Below are 22,182 nucleotides of genomic sequence, written 5' to 3'. Positions count from 1 at the left end.
GGTTTTGGAAAATAAAGAAAAATTCAGGGATAAGATAGCCACGGCAGACGACGCGGGTAAAAGACTATGGGTTTTTCCGAAGAAACCTTCAGGGAGATTTTACGAGTATAGAAAATACGTTAGTTATGTATTGCTCATATTACTTTTTGCCGCTCCTTTTGTAAAAATAAACGGCAACCAGTTTTTAATGTTTAATATTCTAGAAAGGCGTTTCAATATTTTTGGATTTCCTTTCTGGCCACAAGACTTTCATATTTTCGTGATCATGATGGTAATCGGGGTGGTTTTTATCATTCTTTTTACTGTAGCCTTTGGAAGGATCTTTTGCGGTTGGCTTTGTCCGCAAACCATTTTTATGGAAATGGTTTTCCGCAGAATTGAATACTGGATTGAAGGAGATCGTGGAAAACAAATACGTTTAGACAAACAAAAATGGGATGCCGAAAAAATTAGAAAACGTTCTCTAAAATGGTTCGTATTCTTTGTGATCTCGTTTCTAATCGCCAATGTTTTCCTGGCTTACTTAATAGGCAGCGATCGGTTGATTCAATATGTAACAGCGGGACCACTAAATCATTTAAGCACCTTTGTTTCCCTTATTATTTTCACGGCGGTATTTTATTTTGTTTTCGCCTGGTTTAGGGAGCAGGTTTGTGTTATAGCCTGCCCTTATGGAAGGCTACAGGGCGTACTTTTAGACAACAAATCTATAGTTGTTGCTTACGATCATAAACGCGGTGAAAAAGAAGAAGGAAGAGCCAAATTTAAAAAGAACGAAGACCGGGAAGCATCAGGAAAAGGCGATTGTATAGATTGTTTCCAATGTGTGCAGGTTTGCCCTACGGGAATAGATATTAGAAACGGCACGCAACTGGAATGTATAAACTGCACCGCCTGTATTGACGCTTGTGATAATATGATGGAAGCTGTAGACCTTCCTAAAGGTTTAATTCGCTACGCCAGCGAAGAAAATATTGAAAAGAAAGCAAAATTCAAGTTTACACCAAGGTTAAAGGGTTACAGTATAGTTTTAGGAATTTTAACTGCGGTTTTGGTGGGGATGCTATTTGTGAGAAGCGAGGTTGAAGCCAGAATCCTTAGATTACCGGGGCAGTTATATGAACGAAAGGCAGATAATATAGTAAGTAACGTTTTTACTTATAAACTGGTAAACAAAACCACAGCCGATTTTGAAGATATTGAATTCAGGTTGTTGTCTCACCAGGGTGAAATAAAACCGGTAAAACAATCAAATATTATGGTGCGGGGACAGGAATTAACCGAAGGTACACTGTTTATAGAAATAAATACCGCTGCACTGGAAGACGAAAAACAAAAGCTAAAGATTGGTATTTATAGTGGAGATAGATTAATAGAAACTACCAGCACTATGTTTATGGGGCCACGTAGTTTTAACTAAACCAGCATGATGCTGGACGCTAAAAAAATGATTATAAATTTAATAGTATCCCAATTCTGGGTAAATAAATATACAAATGAAAATAAACTGGGGAACAGGGATCGTAATTGGAATGGCACTTTTTATAAGTTTCATTATGTACCTGGTAATAAATATGCTTACCGATAAAAAGTTTGATCACGATTTGGTGACTGAAGAATATTACCAGGAGGAATTACATTACCAGGAAGAGATTAATGCGGAAACCAATGCATTCTCACTGGAAGAAAATATTACAGATAAACGCGTAAAAGACGGCTGGCTTATAGAATTTCCAGAAAACCTGGAACTTTCTAAAATTTCAGGGAATCTTAATTTTTACCGCCCATCGAATGAAAAACTGGATTTTAATATTCCACTGGAGCTAACATCACATCAGGTATTTATAAAAGACGAGCAGTTAGTAAAAGGTCGTTGGAATATTAATATTCACTGGGAGTACGAGGAAACACCTTATTTGTATAAAAACGAAATTGTTTATTAAATGTTGATTTCGGCATTAATATTTGGACTGCTTGGAAGTTTTCACTGCGTGGGAATGTGTGGCCCTATAGCATTTTTATTGCCGGTAGATCACAAAAACAATGTTAGAAAGCTTGGGCAGATCTCACTTTATCATTTTGGCAGATTAAGTTCTTACGCGATCATCGGACTTTTGTTCGGGTTGTTGGGTAAAAGTTTTAGTCTTTTTGGGCTTCAGCAACAACTTTCAATTCTGGTTGGAGCTTTAATGATCCTGGTAATTCTGCTTCCGTATAAAAAATTTAGTAAGTATAACGGTTCAAAACCTATTTTTAAAATTGTTTCAAAAGTAAAGAGTAATCTCGGGAAGCAATTAAAACGAAAGTCACCCGATACTTTTTATACCATTGGTTTTTTAAACGGTTTTCTACCCTGCGGACTTGTATATATGGCGGTTTTTGGTGCTATAGCTTCGGGTACAGCCCTGGAAGGAAGTTTATATATGGCAGTTTTTGGCCTGGGAACGATCCCGTTAATGACAACCGCAATTTATTTAGGCAATTTTATAAATCTAAATATTAGGTCTAAAATTAGAAAAGCGGTTCCCGTTTTTGTGATCCTTATAGGGCTATTATTTATCCTTAGAGGAATGGGGCTGGGAATACCTTACCTCTCCCCTATGGAAATAACTCCAGAAATTACAGCAACACAAAGTTGCCACTAACCTAAAAACACTTGTTATGAAATTATTAAACACAATTGCACTGGTAAATTGGGAAATGGGAAGTTTTCTTATTGCTATTTTCGGTGTTGTTTGCGTCGGCCTGGTGCTTATCGTTTTAAATATGATAAACAGCGGTAAGGATAAAGATTAAACAACTTCAGAGAAAGCTCACGAATCATTATTATTAGAAAGTATAATTCGATTTCAAGACATCCCGACTCTTCGGGACGTAGCATTTAATCTCGATTATCGAGTAAAATAATTTACTCTTAACTTAAAATGAAAGAATAAAAAAGTCCGTTAGGAAATTTTCCCAACGGACTTTTTACATCGGTTTTAACACTTAAATTAAACCGTCATTGAAAAAAGTTGAGTATCAGGTTTCTTCGCCTGCATTCTTAGATCAAAAGCCATACAAATGTTGCGTACAAAAGCTCTTCCTTTTTCTGGAATAGTTAGTCCGTTTTCTGAAAAGCTTACAAGCCCATCTGCCTCCATTTCCCTTAATTTAGTAAGTACCTCGGGTAATTCTTCAAAATAATCTTCTGGAGATTCCCAGCTGGTTTCTAAATGACACATTAAATTGAGAATGTGTTTTCTTATAATTAGATCTTCTTCATTTAAAATATGTCCACGGAAAACAGGAATAATTCCATCGGAAATAAGACTCTGGTAAGCTTCTACCGATTTCTCATTCTGTGCAAAACCATACCAGCTATCACTTATAGCAGAAACGCCTAAACCAATCATAGAAGCTCCGGAAGATGTAGTATAGCCCATAAAGTTTCTATGAAGTTTTTTTTCTTCTAAAGCTTTATATAAAGAATCGGTTTTAAGGGCAAAATGGTCCATCCCAATTTCTACATAACCGGCAGCTTCCAGCATTTGCTTTCCTACTTCATACATTTTCCGTTTTTCATCGGCTGCAGGAAGATCTGAATCATTAAAACCACGTTGGCCGTTTCCTTTAATCCAGGGTACGTGCGCATAGCTATAAAAAGCAATACGATCTGGCATTAGTAATTTGGTCTTTTCTATGGTTTCAATAATATCGTTTTTGGTTTGAAAAGGTAAACCAAATATAATGTCGTGTCCCACCGAGGTAAAACCGGCTTCCCGGGATTCTTCCGTAGCTCTTTTTACATTTTCAAAGGGTTGAATTCTATGAATTGCTTTTTGCACCTTCTCGCTATAATCCTGTACGCCATAGCTTACACGTTTAAAGCCTAAATCTGAAAACATTTTTAAATGCTCTTTCGTAGTATTATTAGGGTGACCTTCAAAACTCAATTCTGTTTCACAATCCCTGTTAGCTTTCCGGAACAGCATATTCAGTAAGAATTTAAGATTTTCGGGAGCAAAAAAAGTGGGTGTGCCTCCGCCAAGATGCAATTCCCTAATTGTAGGCTTTTCACCAAGAATCTCAAGATAGAGATCCCATTCTCTCAACAGCGTTTCGATATATGGAGATTCTACTTTGTGCTTTTTTGTAATACGTTTATTACATCCACAAAAGGTGCACAAACTCTCACAAAATGGCAAATGAATATAAAGGCTTATTTCTTTATTTTCACTAAAACTACGTTTTAAACTTTCTTTCCAGGCAGCCAAAGAAAAGCTATCTTCTTGCCAATAAGGAACTGTAGGATAACTTGTATACCGTGGCCCCGGCACATTATATTTACTAATTAAATTTGAGGACATATAAAGTGTGGTTTTGTACAAAAATATTTCACTTTATTTCGAATTAATATGAGGAAAATCAGCTTCTCGGTAAACTTCTTGTAAAGGATTTTGAAGAATATTTTAATCTATTTATTACCAGGTTATTGCCATTTTTTGAGTTGAAGCCACGTTAAAAATTAACCAGAAAAACCTATAATTATTTATTAAAAAGGTTAAACGCTTTGCAAATTTATCCTGATTTACTGCACTTAATTTACTGGTTAGAGAACTTTTTCTATCTTCAATGTTTCAAACCAACTAACCAAAAAATGAACAAGGCACACAAAACATTGCTTTTTCCCTTAGTTGCCCTTTTAGTAGGCGCCTATTTTCTTTTCTCGGGATTAGCTGATGCAAAAGGCTTTCTGGCTCCCCTGGTAACGGCAATAATCCTGGCGCTTTTATTAATTCCACTGGGTAACTTAATAGAAAAAAAGCTCAATCGTACTTTTTCCTCTTTACTGAGTACTATTCTATTATTTCTATTTTCAATAGGAGTTTTTGTGCTGCTCTCTTTTCAAATTAAAAGTTTTGTAGACGATTGGGGGAAAATTAAAGAAACGATGGCTCCAAAAATAGAACAGTTACAAAATTACGCCTACGAGCATACCGCTTTAAGCAGTAAAGACCTGGAGAGTTATAAAGAAAAGAATGATATACAAAGTATGTTAACCTCCAGCGGAAATTCGGGAGAAAAAGCTTTCAATTTTATTAATTCGGTCACCAGTTTTATTAGCAATTATTTACTCACATTTATCTATATATTTTTTCTGCTGAATTATAGAAAACGTTTTAAAACCTTTATTCTAAAATTATTTTCAAATCAGCGGAAAAAAGAAGTAAAGCAAATTATCAATGAAACAGCACGGGTAGCCCAGTTTTACCTTAGAGGAAAATTAATCTTAATTGTTATCCTTTCTATTCTTTATAGTATTGGCCTGGGGGTTTCTGGGGTTAGTAATTTTATTTTAATCGCTGTTATTGCTTCCTTTCTCACCTTAATTCCATTTATAGGAAATATCATAGGAATGGGCCTTGCTTTGGTTTTTGGTTATCTCACCCAGGGCGAAACCAGTATTTTAATTGGAGTTATTCTAACTTTTACTATAGTACAATTTATAGAGAGCTATGTTTTAGAGCCATTTATTGTAGGAGACAAAGTAGATATTCATCCTTTTTTCGTGATCCTTGCCATTATTCTGGGCAACATGATCTGGGGTGTTATGGGGATGATTTTGGCTATTCCGGTTTTAGGAATTATAAATGTAATCTTCAATCACGTTCCTTCATTAAAACCCTTCGGCTTTTTGCTAAGCACCGATAATTCAGACGAAGATTAACCCACATTCTAAATGCAAAACCGTGTAGCAAAACAATTTGAAGGCTTTTTAAATACACCGGCTCTTTGGAAAAATTATTTCCAGGAAATTCAACAATTTGAATTACCGCAAATAGGGGATCCGCTACAAAAACCTATCGCTGAAGACCTACCGTCGCTTTCTACTAATTTTGTAATGGGCAAAAGGGTAGAACGATTTTTTGAATGGATAATTCGGCAACATCAAGGCTATAAACTGCTGGCAGAAAATATGCAAATTAGTCGGGATAAAATCACTTTGGGTGAACTCGATTTTCTACTGAAAGATCTCATAAACCAACAAGTGTATCACGTAGAAATGGTTTACAAATTCTACGTTTACGATCCATCATTTTCTGCGGAAAATCAACGCTGGATTGGCCCGAACCGAAAGGACACTTTATTACAAAAAACCAAAAAATTAAAGGAAAAACAGTTTCCCCTTCTGTTTAAACCTGAAGCAGAAGATCTTTTAAGATCTCTAAATTTAAATGCAGAAGAAGTACTTCAACAAACCTGTTTTAAAGCAAATCTATTTGTTCCCAGGGAACTTCAGGATAAACAATTTTCAGAAATAAATAGTGATTGCATAGCCGGGAGCTGGCTTCATTTTAAAGAGTTTAAAACTTCCAGTTACAAGAATTTTGAATATTATGCCCCTAAAAAACAAGATTGGCCAATACTGCCACAACACGGTGAAACCTGGTTTAGCCATTCCGAAATAATCCACCAGATAGAGATCTTATTCGAAAACAAAAAAGCGCCATTAATCTGGGTAAAAAAACCGGGGAATAATTTCGAACGTTTGTTTGTAGTTTGGTGGTAGTAAATAAAGCTGGATTTACCGAATAGTTACAGGAAATTATCTCTTAGCATTTATAGCATGATAATCGAGTGGAATTATATTATTCCCTTAAATTTGCAATCCAAATCAAATTTCCCGCATGGACCAAAACACAAGTGAAGCGATAAAAGCATCCTGGCTTAGTATTTTCGGAAATACTTTGTTGGCAATCGCTAAATTTGTATCCGGAATATTTGGAAATTCTTATGCGCTTATCGCTGATGCTATAGAGTCTACCACTGATGTTTTCTCTTCTTTTCTCGTCTTACTTGGTCTCAAATATTCCAGTAGGCCACCAGATGAAAATCATCCTTACGGTCACGGAAAAGCCGAACCGCTTATGACCTTTGCGGTTGTAGGATTTTTGGTGGTTTCAGCGACCGTAATTGCTTACGAAAGTATTCAGCATATACAAACTCCACACAAAGTTCCGGAGCCTTACACCCTTATTGTACTTGCCGCGATTGTTATTATTAAAGAATATTTCTACAGAAAAGTTTCTAAAAAGGGGGATGAAACCAAAAGTACTTCTTTAAAAGCTGATGCCTGGCACCACCGCAGTGATGCAATTACTTCCTTAATGGCATTTATAGGGATCTCTATCGCGCTTTTTATGGGAAAAGGTTACGAAACGGCAGACGATTGGGCCGCGCTCTTTGCTTCGGGATTTATTCTTTATAACGCCTATCTTATTCTTAGACCCGCTTTAGGTGAAGTAATGGACGAGCATATGTATGATGATATGATTGGCGATATTCGTGAGGTTAGTATTAATGTTCCCGGCGTTTTAGATACCGAAAAATGCAACGTTCGTAAAACCGGAATGATCTACCACGTAGATCTTCATATTATCGTGAATGCTCAAATTAGTGTTAAAGAGGGCCACGATATTGCACACAATGTAAAAAATGAACTCCTCGCCCACTTTCCTGAAATTTTCGACGTACTTATTCACGTAGAGCCGAATATAGAAATTTAAAGTGCCGCCTTAAGAAAGTTTTAGCGTTAAAGCCCTGCTAAACCCCATTGAAATGTAGTAAAATCAACTTATCTTCATTAGTGAATTAACCAAAAAAATGAAATTATGAGTTTGATAAATGATAAGGATTTGGAAAAATTAATCAACGTACAGGATAAAACCTGTGTTTCCATGTTTATCCCTACCCAACGTGCCGGTAAGGAAGTTTTAGAGGAAAAAAATAAAACCCATTTGAAATCCCTTTGGAAGGAAGTTGGAGCCCAACTCAAAGAAAAGGGTGTGAGTGAAGATAAAATTGCAAAAATGGGCAAGCCTATTGAAGCTTTATTGAATGATAAATCTTTTTGGAGACACCAAAGCGATGGTCTTGCGATTTTTGCAGCAGAAGATTTCTTCGAAAAATATACCCTTCCGGTGAATTTTGAGGCCCATACCTATATTTCCGAAGAATTTTATATTAAACCGCTAGTACCTATATTTAATGAAGACAGCCGTTTTTATTTACTGGCACTTCAATTGGAGGATGTAGAGCTTTATGAGGCAACCACTTATAGTATAGGAAAAGTTGTAGTAGATGATCTCATTCCATCGAGACTGGAAGAAAGAGTTGGTTTCGATTATAAAGAGAAACATTTAAATTTCAGATCTCAAAATACTGGTGGTGAAAATACTATTTTTCACGGCCATGGCAGTGCGGGTGAAGAAGTAAGGAAGGAAGAAATCAACAAATATTTTAGAGCGATAGACAAAGGTCTTGATACGGTGCTACACGATGAAAGAGTTCCATTAGTAGTTGCTACACAGGATTATCTTTTTCCTATCTATGAAAAAGTAAATACTTATAATCACTTAATTGAAAAAGTAATTCCGGGGAATCCATCAGATACCGATATGTTTGGCTTACACGAAAAAGCTCTAAAAATCCTTGAACCTGAACTGGAAAAGACGAAAAGAGAAAAAACCAGGAAGTTTAATGAACTGAACAATACCGATAATACCGGGGCTTCAGTAACCGATATTCTTCCTGCAGTTCAACAAGGAAAAGTAGATACACTATTCCTGGAAAACCGAAGTGAAATTTGGGGAACCTATAACAATGATAATATGAATGTAACCATTCATGACAATCAGCAAAATGGAAATTATTCATTAATGAATTGGGCTGCAAAAGAAGTCTTAAAACAGGGCGGAAATGTTTTCCTTATCCCGGAAGCACAAATGCCAGATAAAAATTCAAAAATGAATGCACTTTATCGCTTTAACTAGTGAACTACTTGTTTAAAGCAATTTTATCTCGTTTAGCGAGTGAAATTATTGAAATATCAAAAAAGGAAAAGACGGTGTACAGCCGTCTTTTTTATACAAAAAAAGTATCTTTACTCGATAATCGAGCATTAAATGCTCCGTCCCGAAGAGTCGGGATGCCTCGAAATCAAATTATATTTTCCAATAATAATGCTTCAGGAGCTTGCTCCGGAGTAGCTTACTTAAAATAACAGATTCTATGGAAACCAACCTAGCAGTACTAATTGATGGCGATAATATCCCATCGGCATATATAAAAGAAATGATGGAAGAAATTGCCAAGTATGGCAATCCAACTATTAAACGAATTTATGGCGACTGGACTAAACCTCATTTAGTAAAATGGAAAAATGTTTTGCTGGAAAATGCTATTAATCCCATTCAGCAATATGGATATACACAGGGAAAAAACGCTACAGATTCAGCGATGATCATCGATGCAATGGATATTTTATATTCAGATAAAGTAGATGGATTTTGCCTGGTTTCCAGCGATAGCGATTTCACCAGGCTGGCAACACGACTGCGTGAAGCTGGAAAGAATGTTATTGGAATTGGTGAAAAGAAAACACCCGAGCCATTTATTGTAGCTTGCGACAGGTTTATTTATATAGAAATTTTAAAGAATTCTGATAAAGATAGTGACCAAAGCAGCGAAAAAGGTGGAAAAAGCTCTAAAAAGAAAAATGTAGATAAAATTACTCCTAAGGTTGTTCGTCTTATCTCCCAAACTATTTCAGATGTTGCAGATGAAGACGGATGGGCGTTCTTGGGAGATGTAGGAAGCTTACTTCAGAAGAAGCAACCTAATTTTGATTCTCGTAACTACGGCTTTCAGAAATTAACTCCTATGATTCATTCAATAGATAAATTTGAAATTGAATCGCGTACCAACCAAAACAGTAAATTCAAACTTATTTATGTTAGAAATAAGGATTAGTTAAAAAAATAAAATCCCCTTTTATACTAAAAAAGGGGATTTCTTATTAGGTGTTAAGTGCTCTAATCTAATGTCTTTTTTCTAAAACTTCGGCGATATCTTTTAAAGAGTATCCTTTTGCTTTTAGCAATATCAGGTAATGAAAAAGTAGATCGGCGCTTTCGTTTAAGAACAACTCTTCGTTATCATCTTTGGCTTCAATTACTGTTTCAACGGCCTCCTCACCTACTTTTTGAGCAATCTTATTCATTCCGGCATCAAAAAGCGAAACCACATAAGAGTTTTTATCTTCTCGCAACTCAGGCTCCACCTCGCTCATTCTTTTTCGTTTCGCGATAATTCCTTCCAATTGAGAGAGAAAACCGAAATTAGGCTCATTATCCTCTGCCCAGCAAGTGTCTGTTCCTTTGTGGCAGGTTGGACCCTCAGGATTAACTGAAATCAGCAAGGTATCATTATCGCAATCATTTTTAATGTTGACTAAATGAAGGTAATTGCCACTTTCTTCGCCTTTGGTCCATAAACGATTTTTTGTCCTGCTGAAAAAAGTGACTTTCTTGGTTTCATTGGTTTTTAAAAATGCTTCCTCGTTCATATACCCCAGCATCAATACATTTTTAGTTGATGCATCCTGAATGATGGCAGGTACTAATCCGTCGTTATTTTTATTAAAATCGATATTCATATTTATTTTTTTATACGTCATCCTGAATTTATTTCAGGATCTAATATTTACTAAATAGGAAAAGAGATAAAAGAGCAGAGAATAAAGATTTCTCTATTCTATTCTCTTTTTTCTCTATTCTTGAATCTTATAGTCTAACTTCCACTCCATTTCTACGAAGTTCTTCTTTTAAATCTCTAATTTCGATTTCTTTAAAATGAAAAACACTGGCTGCTAGTGCCGCATCTGCTTTTCCTTCAATAAAAGTATCGCAAAAATGCTGCATATTTCCGGCACCACCTGAGGCGATTATTGGAATATTTAATTCTGAAGATAAAACTGCCAGGGCTTCATTAGCAAAGCCTTCCTTGGTTCCGTCGTTATTCATTGAAGTAAATAAAATTTCACCGGCACCACGTTCTTCGACTTCTTTGGCCCATTGAAATAAATTAATATCGGTAGGTACCTTTCCGCCAACCAAATGTACCAGCCATTCACCATTTACCTGTTTGGCATCTATCGCAACTGTAATACACTGACTCCCGAATTTAGCGGCAAGCTCATTAATTAGATCAGGGTTCTTCACCGCCGAAGAATTTATAGAAACCTTATCGGCTCCATTTTTAAGCAAAATATCTACATCTTCTACTGATGAAATTCCACCACCAACCGTAAAAGGAATATTCACTTTTTCAGCAACCCGTCTCACTAAATTGGCAAGCGTTTTTCGTTTTTCTTCAGTAGCCGAGATATCAAGAAAAACCAATTCATCTGCTCCAGATCTAGCATAGATCTCAGCCAGTTCTACTGGATCACCGGCATCGCGTAAATCTATAAAATTTACACCTTTAACGGTTCTTCCGTCTTTAATATCCAGGCAGGGTATAATTCGTTTTGTAAGCATTTTAAAGGTTTTGTATTAAATAAATACTTTTTAATTCCCCCTTTGGGGGCTAGGGGGCTATTATAAATTTCTCCAGTTCTTTCATTTTGATACGACCTTCATAAATCGCTTTTCCTATTATAGTGCCTTCGCAGCCAAGTTCAGCCAATTCTGGTAATTCACTAAAGGTAGAAATTCCTCCGGAAGCTATAAGTTTTAGTTTTTTATCTTCTGATGAAGTTTCTTCCAGAATTCTGCGGTAAAGTTCAAAGGAAGGACCTTCCAGCATCCCGTCTTTAGAGATATCAGTGCAAATTACATAGTTTATTCCCTCTTCCTGGTATTCCTGAATAAAAGGAATCAGTTCTTTATTAGATTCTTCCTGCCAACCGCTAACCGCAATTTTTTCATTATTAGCATCAGCTCCCAGAATTATTTTATCTGAACCAAATTTTTGAATCCAGGATTTAAAAATATCAGGATCTTTAACAGCGATACTTCCACCGGTAATTTGATACGCTCCACATTCAAAAGCGATTTGTAAATCTTTATCGGTTTTTAATCCGCCGCCAAAATCAACTTTTAAGCTGGTTTTTGAAGCGATCTCTTCCAGAATTTTATGGTTTACGATATTTTTTGATTTTGCACCATCCAGATCTACCAAATGCAAATACTGAATTCCGTGTGCCTCAAAATTTTTAGCTACTTCTAGCGGATTTTCATTATAAATTTTCTTGGTATTGTAATCACCTTTAGAAAGGCGAACACATTTACCTTCAATTATATCTATAGCGGGAATTATTCTCATTTTTTTTAAAAAAGTTAAACGTTACTTCAATACTTTTTTGCCACGAATGCACTAATATTTTGTTTTACTATCAATTTTGCTTCTCTATGTCATTACGAGCGACAAAGGAGCGTGATAATCTTTTGATAGAAGTTTTCTGGTTGAACAGATTACTTCAGTCGTGCCTCCATCGCAATGGCGTAGTCTTTAAATCTACTTTATCGTGTTGGGTTGGGTCACTTTCAAAAAATTCTCCAGAATTCTCTCCCCTGCATCGCTGCTCTTTTCCGGGTGAAATTGTACACCATAAAAATTATCCTTTTGAATAGCCGAAGTATATTCTACTCCATACTCGGTTGATGCTATGGTTTCTGCACATTCCTTTACATAAAAACTATGTACTAAATACACGAATTCTCCTTCTGAAATTCCAGTAAAAAGGTCTGATTTTAAATCATAAATTTTATTCCATCCAATTTGTGGAACTTTTAATTGGTTATCAAATTTCACCACATCAGCGTGAAAAATTCCAAGTCCGTCTGTATCTCCTTCCTCGCAATAAGTACACATTAACTGCATTCCCAAACAAATTCCTAAAACCGGCTGTTTTAGTGTAGGAATCACTTTATCTAAACCGGTAGACTTTAGCATTTTCATTGCGCTGCTGGCCTCGCCCACTCCGGGAAAAATTAATTTATCTGCTGACTTTATTTCTTCTGTATCACTGCTTAAAATAGCCTCATATCCAAGTCGCTTTATGGCAAATTTGATACTTTGAATATTACCTGCTCCGTAGTCTATTATTACAATCTTCATATTCTATTATTTATTGAGTATTAAGTTTTCTTATAATATCTAATTACTCAATACTCATATCTAAAATCTTTTAAAGCATTCCTTTAGTTGATGGAAGTATCATTTTTTCAGCATCGCGTTTTACCGCTACTTTAATTGCTTTGGCAAAAGCTTTAAATATCGCTTCGATTTTATGGTGCTCGTTTTGCCCTTCAGCTTTAACATTGAGGTTAGCTTTAGCACCATCGGTAAAAGATTTAAAGAAATGATAGAACATTTCTGTAGGCATTTTTCCCACCATTTCACGTTTAAATTCAGTTTCCCAAACTATCCAGTTTCTACCACCAAAATCTATGGCTACCTGTGCCAGGCAATCGTCCATAGGCAGACAAAAACCGTATCGTTCTATCCCAAGTTTATTACCCAAAGCTTTACTGAAAACCTCTCCAAGCGCAATTGCCGTATCTTCTATTGTATGGTGCTCATCAACTTCTAAATCTCCTTTAACATTCACGGTAAGGTCCATTTGTCCGTGTCGTGCTATTTGATCCAACATATGGTCGAAGAACGCGATTCCGGTACTAATATCAGATTTTCCGGTACCATCTAAATTTAGTTGAATAAAGATATCGGTTTCATTGGTTTTTCTTGAAATTTCAGCTGTTCTATCGTTCAATTTTAAAAATTCATAGATCTCTTTCCAACTATCGGTTTTTAAAGCGATAGTTTCTTTAACCTTTTCCTGATCGTTTTTAACTTCGTCAGTTGCAAGATCTTCGTGAGTATCTATAAAAATACCTTTACCTCCAAAATTATAAGCAAATTCAACATCTGTAAGTCGGTCACCGACCATAAAAGAATTCTTTAATTCGTAGTTCTCCTCGTTATTTAGATATTTCTCCTCTAAAAGTCCGGTATTGGGTTTTCGGGTAGGAGAATTATCTTTTGCAAAAGTACGGTCCATCAACACTTCACTAAATTCTACTCCTTCATTCCTAAAGGTTTGAAGAATAAAATTTTGAATAGGCCAAAAGTCTTCTTCAGGATAGTCTTCTGTTCCCAGACCATCCTGATTGGTCACCATTACCAACTCAAAATCCAGTTCTGTGGCAATTTTCTTTAAATAATATAAAGCTTCCGGATAAAATTCCAGCTTTTCAATACGGTCTACCTGGTAATCTTCCGGCTCGTGAATTAAAGTCCCATCACGATCTATAAATAATACTTTTTTCATAATCTATTTTTTCTACGATGGTCTAACCACCACGTCAAATTGAACTTGTTTCAGCTTATAACATGTTTTTTATGCTAACAACTTAGATCCTGAAACAAGTTCAGGATGACGCTTACGTTTAATCTATATCTTTCAATACCTCAAGTAATTTATAATTCTCCTCTCCAGTCCCAACCGTAAACCGTAACGTATTTTCACAAAGCGGCTGAGTGGTTCGGTTTCTAATTACTATGCCTTTTTCTAATAGTTGGTCATAACGTTTATTGGCATCATCTACTTTGACCAATATAAAATTAGCGTCAGATGGATATATTTTTTCAATAAAATTAACTTCAACTAAAGCTTTACTTAAAAGAGCTCTTTGTTTCAGTAAATCAGCTATTTCCAAGTCTACGACTTCCTTGTTCAATACTCGATCTAAAGCTCTTAACTGAGTTAATTCGTTTACATTATAAGGTGGTTTTATTTTATTTAAAATCTCAATAATTTCTACGGAAGCGTAGCAGATTCCCAATCTAATTCCTGCCATTCCATATGCTTTGGAAAGCGTTTGGGTAATCACCAAATTTGAATATTGTTCCTTTTTATTAAGCCAGCTTTCTTCGTTTGAAAAATCAATATAGGCTTCATCGATAATTACGATACCATTAAAATTTTCGAGAATATGTATGATCTTTTCTTCTGAAAAAGAGTTTCCAGTAGGATTGTTCGGCGAACATAAAAAGATCATTTTTGTGTTTTGATCTACCGAATTCAGGACTTCTTCAACATTTGGTTCAAAATCAGCATTCAGTAAGATTTCCCTATTCTCAATATTATTAATATTAGCCAGCACCTTATACATTCCATAAGTAGGCGGCAATGTGATAATATTATCCTTGCCCGGTTCGCAAAATGCTCTAAACAATAGATCCAGAACTTCATCGCTTCCATTTCCCAATAAAATATGTTCTGTTAAAACATTTTTAATTTTTGCCAATTCAGCTTTTAGGCTGCGTTGTTGCGGATCTGGATAACGGTTAACATCGGTTTGAAACGGATTTTCATTGGCATCCAGAAAAACCATTTCTGAGCCCGTAGACTGGTACTCGTCCCTGGCGGAAGAATAAGGTTTTAAACCAGCCACATTTGGCCTTACCAGCTTATTTATATTGAATTCTTTCATTTTTCTCTTGAGGCATTCAGATTATCTTTTGCGTCACCCTGAACTTGTTTCAGGGTCTAATTTTTCTATAATTTACAATCTTAGATTCTGAAATAAATTCAGAATGGCGTCTTAATAGGGTTTTCAGTTAACCACATTTGTTTATTTCAATTCTTTTAATCGTAATGTCACCGCATTTTTATGCGCTTCCAAACCTTCGGCTTCAGCCATTAATTCTATGGCAGGACCAATTTCCTTAATTCCTTCTTCTGTTATTTTTTGAAAAGTCATACTCTTCATAAAACTATCCAGGTTTACACCGCTGTATTGCTTGGCGTAGCCATTAGTTGGTAAAGTATGGTTTGTTCCTGAAGCATAGTCTCCCGCACTTTCCGGGGTATAGTTTCCTATAAAAACCGAACCTGCATTCTGAATTCCTTCAGTAAAAAAGGCCTCATCATCAGCACAAATAATAAAGTGCTCTGGCCCATATTCGTCGATTAACTCCAGCGCATCTTCTTTCTTTTCCACATAAATTAGCCTCGAGTGAGCTATAGCCTTTTCAGCAATACTTTTCCTGGGTAAAACTTCTAACTGACTTTCTACCTCTTTCTCTACCTCTTCAATTAAATTTTTGGAAGTAGAAACAAGAATTACCTGGCTATCTGCACCATGCTCTGCCTGGCTTAAAAGATCTGAAGCAACAAAAACAGGATTGGAAGAATCGTCTGCAAAAACTAATAATTCTGATGGTCCGGCAGGCATATCTATACCCACATTATGGCGAGTAGCCAGTTGCTTGGCAACGGTAACAAATTGATTTCCGGGACCAAATATCTTGTAAACTTTAGGAACACTTTCTGTTCCAAATGTCATAGCCGCAATTGCCTGGATTCCCCCAACTTTGTATATTTTGGTAACGCCACATAGTTCGGCGGTGTATAAAATGGCTGGATGCACATTTCCATTCTTATCTGGCGGGGTACAAAGCACAATTTCCTTACAACCAGCAATATTTGCAGGTGCGGCTAACATTAAAATAGTAGAAAACAAGGGAGCACTGCCCCCGGGAATATACAAACCAACTTTTTGAATCGCCCTTTTTTCCTGCCAGCATTTTACGCCATTGGTAGTTTCAATTTCAATCCTATCGGTTTTCTGGGCGGTGTGAAATTTTTCGATGTTATTTTTAGCCAATTTTATGGCTTCTTTTAATTCCTCGGAAACCTCATTTGCAGCGGCATTTACTTCTTTTTCTGTAACCTGAGTATTTGGGAGGTTTATGCCATCAAAAAGTTCGGTATATTTTGAAACTGCCGCGTCCCCTTTGGATTTTACTTCAGCAAAAACCTGGTTTACCGTTTCTTCAATATCTTCTACCGTTTGGGTTGGCCTTTTTAAAATTTCAGGCCATTCGGCTTTAGTAGGATTAAAAAACTTTTTCATCTTAAAGTACCATTTTTTCAATTGGCGCTACTAAAATACCTTCGGCACCATTTTGTTTTAATTCATCTATAACTTCCCAAAAACGCTCTTCATTAATTACTGTATGGATAGAACTCCAACCTTCTTCAGCAAGCGGTAAAACAGTTGGGCTACGCATTCCAGGTAGTAATTTGATAATATTCTCTAAATTCTCATTTGGCGCATTTAAAAGAATATATTTAGAAGTACGCGCATTTAAAACCGATTTCAGCCTGAACTGCAATTTCTCTAAGATCTCTTGACGAGCTTCAGAAATTTTTGGTGAGATAGCAAGAACAGCTTCACTCTTCAGCATTACTTCTACTTCTTTTAGCCCATTTTTGAAAAGCGTGCTTCCGCTGGACACAATATCACAAATACCATCTGCAAGCCCAATATTTGGAGCTATTTCTACTGAGCCATTAATAATATGCAATTCGGCTGTAATTCCTTTCTTTTCGAGAAATTCGTTTACGGTATTAGGATAAGAAGTGGCGATCTTTTTACCATCAAGGTCATTAATGTCATTATATTTCATTGATTTTGGTACAGCGAGAGAAACGCGACATTTTGAAAAGCCAAGTTTTTCGCCCTGGATAATATCTTTACCTTTTTCAATTAAAACATTCTCTCCAATAATGGCAACATCTACCACACCGTCTCTTAAATATTGTGGAATATCGCCGTTCCTAAGATACATTACTTCCAAAGGAAAGTTACGGGATGAAGCTTTGAGTTGTTCTTTTCCATTATCTATAGAAATGCCTGCATCCTTTAATATTTTAAGGGAATCTTCGTTTAACCTACCTGATTTTTGAATAGCAATTCTTAATTTTTCCTGGCTCATTTTTTTAATTTTTCTTTTAAACTTTGGTTGTTGGCTATAAAATAAAAAACCCGTTTGAATAGCTCAAACGGGTTTTAAATATGCTGAAATCACAACACACCAAATTTACCTCGCCTGAGCGCAGTAGTAAATATGATGGTGATGTAATTGAAAATTCTTCATTGTGATTACAAATCTAAATATAAATTTTAAACTGCAAAACAGCTTTCTTATTTTTTATGAATTGTTTTACTCGATAATCAAGAATTAAATACTTCGATACCTGTTCGATTCTAAATTACTCGTCTTAATATTTCGAAATCTAACTTGAAGTAATTTTCTGAAAATATGGGGAAATTAATATTACCAGCAAAATTCAGTTATTTCTATATACTAATCATCTATGGCACTAAATAGCATTTGCCGGAATTTCCAGGCTGTTTCATCACCTGTATTTCCTTGTGTTTGCTTCAACAAAATACCGATTATTTGCTCTTCGGGATCGGCAAAATACTGGGTGTTAAAATAACCTCCCCAATCAAAAGTACCGGCACTTCCCTGCCCTCCTGCAATTTCTCCTGTTTTGCTAACAACGCCAAAAGCAAGACCATAATACTGATTTGGAAAATTAAATTTTTCTCCTGTATGATTTCCCATTATAATATCTACCGTTTTTCGACTTAATAAACGAGTCCCATTATATTCTCCTCCATTTAGATACATTTGAAGGAAACTAGCATAATCTTCTGCCGTGCCTGAAAGTCCCGCACCACCAGAAAAGAAAGTACCATTTTCTGTTAACGGATAATTGGTATTGTAAAATGTATTCGGAAAATCTTCCCATTCTCCATCTTTTTTATGCTGTATAGCCACTAAGCGATCCTTTTTAGATGAAGATTGATAGAACCTGGCATCATCCATTTGCAGAGGATCGAAGATTCTCTCTTGTAAAAATTCATCAAAACCTTGCCCTGAAACTACTTCAATAAAATAACCCAGAACATCCAAACCTAAACTATAAGTGAATTTTTCACCAGGTTCGTGATGTAAGGGTAATGCTGCCAATTTTTTTACATTTTCTCCAATGCTAACTTCTTCTTCAGTGAACAATTCGGTAATCCCGGCTTTGGCATAAATCTTTTTAATACGTTCGTCACCGTCTATCGCTCCATAACCAAGTCCGGAAGTATGCGTTAGCAAATGCCTAATAGTTATTTCATTTTCAGCTGGCGTAGAAGTAAAACTGCTGTCAGCTTCATTAAAATTTTTTAGAATTTTAGGATCTTTAAATTCAGGGATATATTTTGAAACAGGATCATCTAAACGGAACTTTCCTTCTTCCCAAAGCATCATTACCGCGGTAGCCGTGATAGCTTTTGTTTGAGAGGCTAATCTAAAAATCGCATCTTTTTCAAGTTCTTTTCTTGAGGCATTAGCTTCACCGTAAGCTTCATGAAAAACAATTTTCCCATCTCGGGCTATTAAAGCAACCGCTCCCGGTATTTGGTTTTCTTCAATTGCCGATTGGAGCATTTCTTCAATCTTCTGAATTCTTTCTGAAGACATACCTACTTCAGCAGGAGTAGCTGATTCCAGTGTTCCGGAATCAATAACGGAAGTCGTTTGGGCAGAAATAGCAAGGCTTCCTATAAAAATAGAAAGCCTTGCGATATTTAAGAAAATAGATTTCATTCTATATATTTTAATTTCCTCCACCTAAAATTAAGGGTAATCCTCCTTCACCTGAACCAATAACCACAGTTTTAGCGTTATTAGATTTAGCAAGTTCAACCGTGGCCTGGATTCCTTTTTCCTTTAAAATGTTAGGAGTTAAGGAAGCATTTAAAATCTCGTTTGCACGAGCCTTACCTTCGGCATCAATACGCTGACGTTCTGCTTCCTGAGTAGCTTTAGTCAACCTAAATTCATACTCTAAAGATTCCTGCTCCTGGCGTAACTTACGCTCAATTGCATCTTTAATGTTTGGAGGAAGAGAAACATCTCTTACCAGAACTTCATTCACCTGAACATATTGGTCTTTAAGTAAAATTTGAGTTTCTTCTAGAATCTCTTTCTGAATAGCTTCTCTTTTACTGGCATATAATTGTTCTGGATTATATCTTCCAACAACCGATCTTGCAGCCGACCTTACTGCAGGTTGCAGCAGACGACGTATATACTCTTCACCTTTTTCGCGGTGTAAGCTTCCCAGATTTTCATAAGAAGGTTGGAACCAGGTAGAAGCATCAATATCAATTTGAAGTCCATTAGAACTTAAAACCTGCATTTTTTCCTCCAGGGATTGTTGTCTCACTTCATAAACAAAAACTTTGTTCCAGGGAGCTACAAGGTGAAAACCTTCATTTAAAGGCGGCTCATCGGTAACGACACCGTCATCAAAAGTTTTATAAAGAACGCCAGCCTGGCCGGAACCAATGGTAACAGTAGATTTAGCGACAAAAATTATTAAAATTACGACTCCTATAAGAATAGGAATTGCGAGCTTGGGTAATCTTTCCATATATAATTGTATTTAAATTAATCCTTTGTATTTCCTGAAAAACCATTCTGCGGCAAGTATTGAAACAAGCAGAAAGAGAAGGTAGCACCAGTCTATCAAAGGTACGTTTTTTTGCTGACTTTTTTGAACAGGTTTGTATTTATCGGTACTTAGAAGACCATTTATTAGCTCCTGAATTTGATTTGGATAATAAACTTTAGTTTCTGAATTTTTGGCTAAAGCCTCCATTGCATTTTTGTTAGCCGAAATAAATTTTTGTTCAATATTATATGCTATAATTTCGAAGCTCCCAGAACGAGAAAGCTGGGTACCTTTTTCGGTAATTTTAAAATCATAAGTGCCTGGAGCTAAACTTCCTAAATCAACTTCGTAGGCATTATTCTTTAAAATAAATTGGGACTCAATATTTTTTAATGAATCTTCTACTGAAATATTCAAATTAGCATTGGGGGCAAATTGATAATTTTGATCAAAGAAATTAGCGCTAAGCTTCACAGATTCATTTTCATAATAAAATGACTTATAATCTAAGGTTAACCGTTCGCGTTGCTTTGCCGATGCCAAATTCTGAATAAGTTTCCCAAAGAAATTATCGAACTTCTCGAAAGACTTATTTTCCAGGAAGCTTGTAGAACGCCATCTCCAGATATTTTCTCCAAAAATAAAAGCATTTTTATTCTGCCCGCTACCCTGTATCGCTATTAAAGGCTGTGAGGTTTCTACATTCTCAATTTCCTGAAAATAGATACTTTCTAAACTATTGCTCTCAACGCTAATTTTACCAAATTTATCCTCCAGCGGAGGAAATTCAGAAAAACCTACTTCCTCAAATTGAAATTGATTGAAATTAGGGTTTTTTACCGCGAAAATTTCCTGCATCTGATTGGTAAAATCTTTTCTCACAAAATCCTGAATATTATTTAGAAAATTCCAGTTAGTTTTTGTTCCTGAGATTATGAGGTGATTTCGATTATTGTCATCTAGCTCTTCAAAAACTGATGCAAAACCTGAAGTGGGTTGATACAAAATAACCAATTGATAATTCTCTATATTTAGCACATCGTCCTGAATATATTTAATATCAAGTTGCCTTTGTTTATTGGTTTCTATTGCTTTTTTAATAGCTCCCAGATCTGGATGAGGAATAGCACTTATCAATAAAATCTCAGTTCGCTCATCAATTACCTCTACCGCAAAACTTTTAGCATTATTCGCTGTGTTTTTTTCAGTTTCCAGGGGAACAATTTCAGCTTCATAAGAAAGAACTCCTAATTTTGAAGCCGATAGCTCTGCCTGGATAATAGTGGAATTATTTTCTGAATCCAGAGAAATATTTTCAGAATAAATGGTGTTTTTCCCGGCTTTGATTAAAAATCTTGTGTTTATGCTCTGTTCTCCGGAATAAGAAATAAAAGCCTCTACCGGGAAGCGATTATTTAGAAAAGCATAGTTATTTACGTTTAGTCGAGATAACTCCACATCTAAATATTTTGTGGTATCACCTACTACAATAGGGTAAATATTTGTGTTATCATTTGGTTTGAAATATTGAAAATTTCTTCCGGAGGTTTGATTTCCGTCAGAAATTAATGCAATGGCGGTTTCCTTACCTCTGGATAATTCTTTAACCGATTCTAATGCTGAAAAAATATTGGTTTCAGATTCATTGAACTCATTACTTTCTCCCGCTTTCAAATCATTTCCGAAGTTATATTGAACAAGCTCAAAACGCTGATTTATCTTTTGGTTCGATTTCAACTTTTCCAGAATTGACTTAAGCATATCTTCCTGCGCCAGATGCTTTATAGATTCAGAATCATCTACGGCAAGCACCAGATTAGGTTTTTCTAAAGTATAGCTGGTAAAAGTGAACTTAGGATTTATGAGTAATAACAGCAGCACAAAAACGGAAAGAAAACGCAATGCAAAAAGAATATAAGCATCCTTACCTCTTTTTTTTGATTTATAGAGGTATTGAAAAAAAGCAAACCCCAGCGCGAAAATTGCAGCCAGGGCGATAAATAAAATTGTTGATAGATCCATTAAAGTTAAGGTAGTTAATAGTTATT

At 35.8% G+C, this 22,182-nt stretch carries 21 protein-coding genes; 9 read left to right on the top strand and 12 right to left on the bottom strand.

Features of this window, described 5'->3' with window-relative positions; translation table 11 throughout:
* The first annotated feature begins 4 nt into the window (after positions 1-4).
* From ccoG to B5440_RS15790, 4 genes are all read left to right on the top strand, one after another.
* Positions 5-1,420, top strand: coding sequence for a cytochrome c oxidase accessory protein CcoG (ccoG, locus tag B5440_RS05720; protein ID WP_070055303.1), 1,416 nt, complete (start codon positions 5-7; stop codon positions 1,418-1,420).
* 76 nt (positions 1,421-1,496) lie between these two features.
* Positions 1,497-1,943: a FixH family protein gene (locus B5440_RS05715; RefSeq protein ID WP_070055304.1), complete on the top strand. Its 447-nt coding sequence runs from the start codon at positions 1,497-1,499 to the stop codon at positions 1,941-1,943.
* Positions 1,944-2,645 carry a sulfite exporter TauE/SafE family protein gene (locus tag B5440_RS05710; RefSeq protein ID WP_070055305.1) on the top strand — a complete coding sequence of 234 codons (702 nt, stop codon included), beginning with the start codon at positions 1,944-1,946 and terminating at the stop codon, positions 2,643-2,645.
* Positions 2,646-2,661: 16 nt separating this feature from the next.
* On the top strand, positions 2,662-2,796 hold the full coding sequence (locus B5440_RS15790) for a hypothetical protein (RefSeq protein WP_262506394.1): 135 nt from the start codon (positions 2,662-2,664) through the stop codon (positions 2,794-2,796).
* 197 nt (positions 2,797-2,993) lie between these two features.
* Here the strand turns inward: B5440_RS15790 and hemN are convergent, their stop codons facing one another.
* Complete coding sequence (gene hemN, locus B5440_RS05705; RefSeq protein WP_070055306.1) at positions 2,994-4,349, bottom strand: oxygen-independent coproporphyrinogen III oxidase; 1,356 nt, start codon at positions 4,347-4,349, stop codon at positions 2,994-2,996.
* Between the two features lie 290 nt (positions 4,350-4,639).
* On the opposite strand from hemN, the gene B5440_RS05700 reads away from it, so the two are divergent.
* The 5 genes from B5440_RS05700 (at position 4,640) to B5440_RS05680 (ending at position 9,795) form a co-directional block, all read left to right on the top strand.
* Positions 4,640-5,710: an AI-2E family transporter gene (locus tag B5440_RS05700; protein ID WP_070055307.1), complete on the top strand. Its 1,071-nt coding sequence runs from the start codon at positions 4,640-4,642 to the stop codon at positions 5,708-5,710.
* A 12-nt stretch (positions 5,711-5,722) separates the two neighbouring features.
* Entirely contained in the window at positions 5,723-6,553 is an 831-nt protein-coding gene (locus B5440_RS05695) for a DUF1853 family protein (RefSeq protein ID WP_070055308.1), read from the top strand.
* A gap of 118 nt (positions 6,554-6,671) precedes the next feature.
* The gene (locus B5440_RS05690; protein ID WP_070055309.1) at positions 6,672-7,550 is read left to right on the top strand and encodes a cation diffusion facilitator family transporter; all 879 of its coding nucleotides are present in this window, start codon (positions 6,672-6,674) and stop codon (positions 7,548-7,550) included.
* A 105-nt stretch (positions 7,551-7,655) separates the two neighbouring features.
* Entirely contained in the window at positions 7,656-8,816 is a 1,161-nt protein-coding gene (locus B5440_RS05685; protein WP_070055310.1) for a baeRF7 domain-containing protein, read from the top strand.
* Between the two features lie 238 nt (positions 8,817-9,054).
* The gene (locus B5440_RS05680) at positions 9,055-9,795 is read left to right on the top strand and encodes an NYN domain-containing protein (protein WP_070055311.1); all 741 of its coding nucleotides are present in this window, start codon (positions 9,055-9,057) and stop codon (positions 9,793-9,795) included.
* Positions 9,796-9,862: 67 nt separating this feature from the next.
* Here the strand turns inward: B5440_RS05680 and hisIE are convergent, their stop codons facing one another.
* The 11 genes from hisIE to B5440_RS05625 all read right to left on the bottom strand — a co-directional run bounded on the left by hisIE (position 9,863) and on the right by B5440_RS05625 (position 22,156).
* Positions 9,863-10,501: a bifunctional phosphoribosyl-AMP cyclohydrolase/phosphoribosyl-ATP diphosphatase HisIE gene (hisIE, locus tag B5440_RS05675; protein ID WP_317039387.1), complete on the bottom strand. Its 639-nt coding sequence runs from the start codon at positions 10,499-10,501 to the stop codon at positions 9,863-9,865.
* A 106-nt stretch (positions 10,502-10,607) separates the two neighbouring features.
* Positions 10,608-11,363: an imidazole glycerol phosphate synthase subunit HisF gene (hisF, locus tag B5440_RS05670; RefSeq protein ID WP_070055312.1), complete on the bottom strand. Its 756-nt coding sequence runs from the start codon at positions 11,361-11,363 to the stop codon at positions 10,608-10,610.
* Between the two features lie 49 nt (positions 11,364-11,412).
* Positions 11,413-12,150 carry a 1-(5-phosphoribosyl)-5-[(5-phosphoribosylamino)methylideneamino]imidazole-4-carboxamide isomerase gene (gene hisA, locus B5440_RS05665; RefSeq protein WP_070055313.1) on the bottom strand — a complete coding sequence of 246 codons (738 nt, stop codon included), beginning with the start codon at positions 12,148-12,150 and terminating at the stop codon, positions 11,413-11,415.
* A 192-nt stretch (positions 12,151-12,342) separates the two neighbouring features.
* Positions 12,343-12,945: an imidazole glycerol phosphate synthase subunit HisH gene (hisH, locus tag B5440_RS05660; protein WP_070055314.1), complete on the bottom strand. Its 603-nt coding sequence runs from the start codon at positions 12,943-12,945 to the stop codon at positions 12,343-12,345.
* 70 nt (positions 12,946-13,015) lie between these two features.
* Positions 13,016-14,158, bottom strand: a complete 1,143-nt coding sequence (hisB, locus tag B5440_RS05655) for a bifunctional histidinol-phosphatase/imidazoleglycerol-phosphate dehydratase HisB (RefSeq protein ID WP_070055315.1) — start codon at positions 14,156-14,158, stop codon at positions 13,016-13,018.
* A 118-nt stretch (positions 14,159-14,276) separates the two neighbouring features.
* A complete protein-coding gene (gene hisC, locus B5440_RS05650) occupies positions 14,277-15,323 on the bottom strand; it encodes a histidinol-phosphate transaminase (RefSeq protein WP_070055316.1) in 1,047 nt (348 codons plus the stop codon).
* Between the two features lie 141 nt (positions 15,324-15,464).
* Positions 15,465-16,748 carry a histidinol dehydrogenase gene (gene hisD, locus B5440_RS05645; protein ID WP_070055317.1) on the bottom strand — a complete coding sequence of 428 codons (1,284 nt, stop codon included), beginning with the start codon at positions 16,746-16,748 and terminating at the stop codon, positions 15,465-15,467.
* Position 16,749: 1 nt separating this feature from the next.
* Positions 16,750-17,613: an ATP phosphoribosyltransferase gene (gene hisG, locus B5440_RS05640; RefSeq protein ID WP_070055318.1), complete on the bottom strand. Its 864-nt coding sequence runs from the start codon at positions 17,611-17,613 to the stop codon at positions 16,750-16,752.
* A 372-nt stretch (positions 17,614-17,985) separates the two neighbouring features.
* Complete coding sequence (locus B5440_RS05635; RefSeq protein ID WP_070055319.1) at positions 17,986-19,284, bottom strand: serine hydrolase domain-containing protein; 1,299 nt, start codon at positions 19,282-19,284, stop codon at positions 17,986-17,988.
* A 10-nt stretch (positions 19,285-19,294) separates the two neighbouring features.
* Positions 19,295-20,113 (bottom strand): prohibitin family protein, encoded by an 819-nt coding sequence (locus B5440_RS05630; RefSeq protein ID WP_070055320.1) that lies wholly within the window; start codon positions 20,111-20,113, stop codon positions 19,295-19,297.
* 12 nt (positions 20,114-20,125) lie between these two features.
* Positions 20,126-22,156 carry a hypothetical protein gene (locus tag B5440_RS05625; RefSeq protein WP_070055321.1) on the bottom strand — a complete coding sequence of 677 codons (2,031 nt, stop codon included), beginning with the start codon at positions 22,154-22,156 and terminating at the stop codon, positions 20,126-20,128.
* Positions 22,157-22,182 lie beyond the last annotated feature (26 nt).

This window comes from Salegentibacter salarius, assembly GCF_900168265.1.
GTDB lineage: Bacteria > Bacteroidota > Bacteroidia > Flavobacteriales > Flavobacteriaceae > Salegentibacter > Salegentibacter salarius.
Note: the sequence above shows the minus strand (reverse complement) of the source record. Positions and strands in the feature narration are given on the sequence as shown.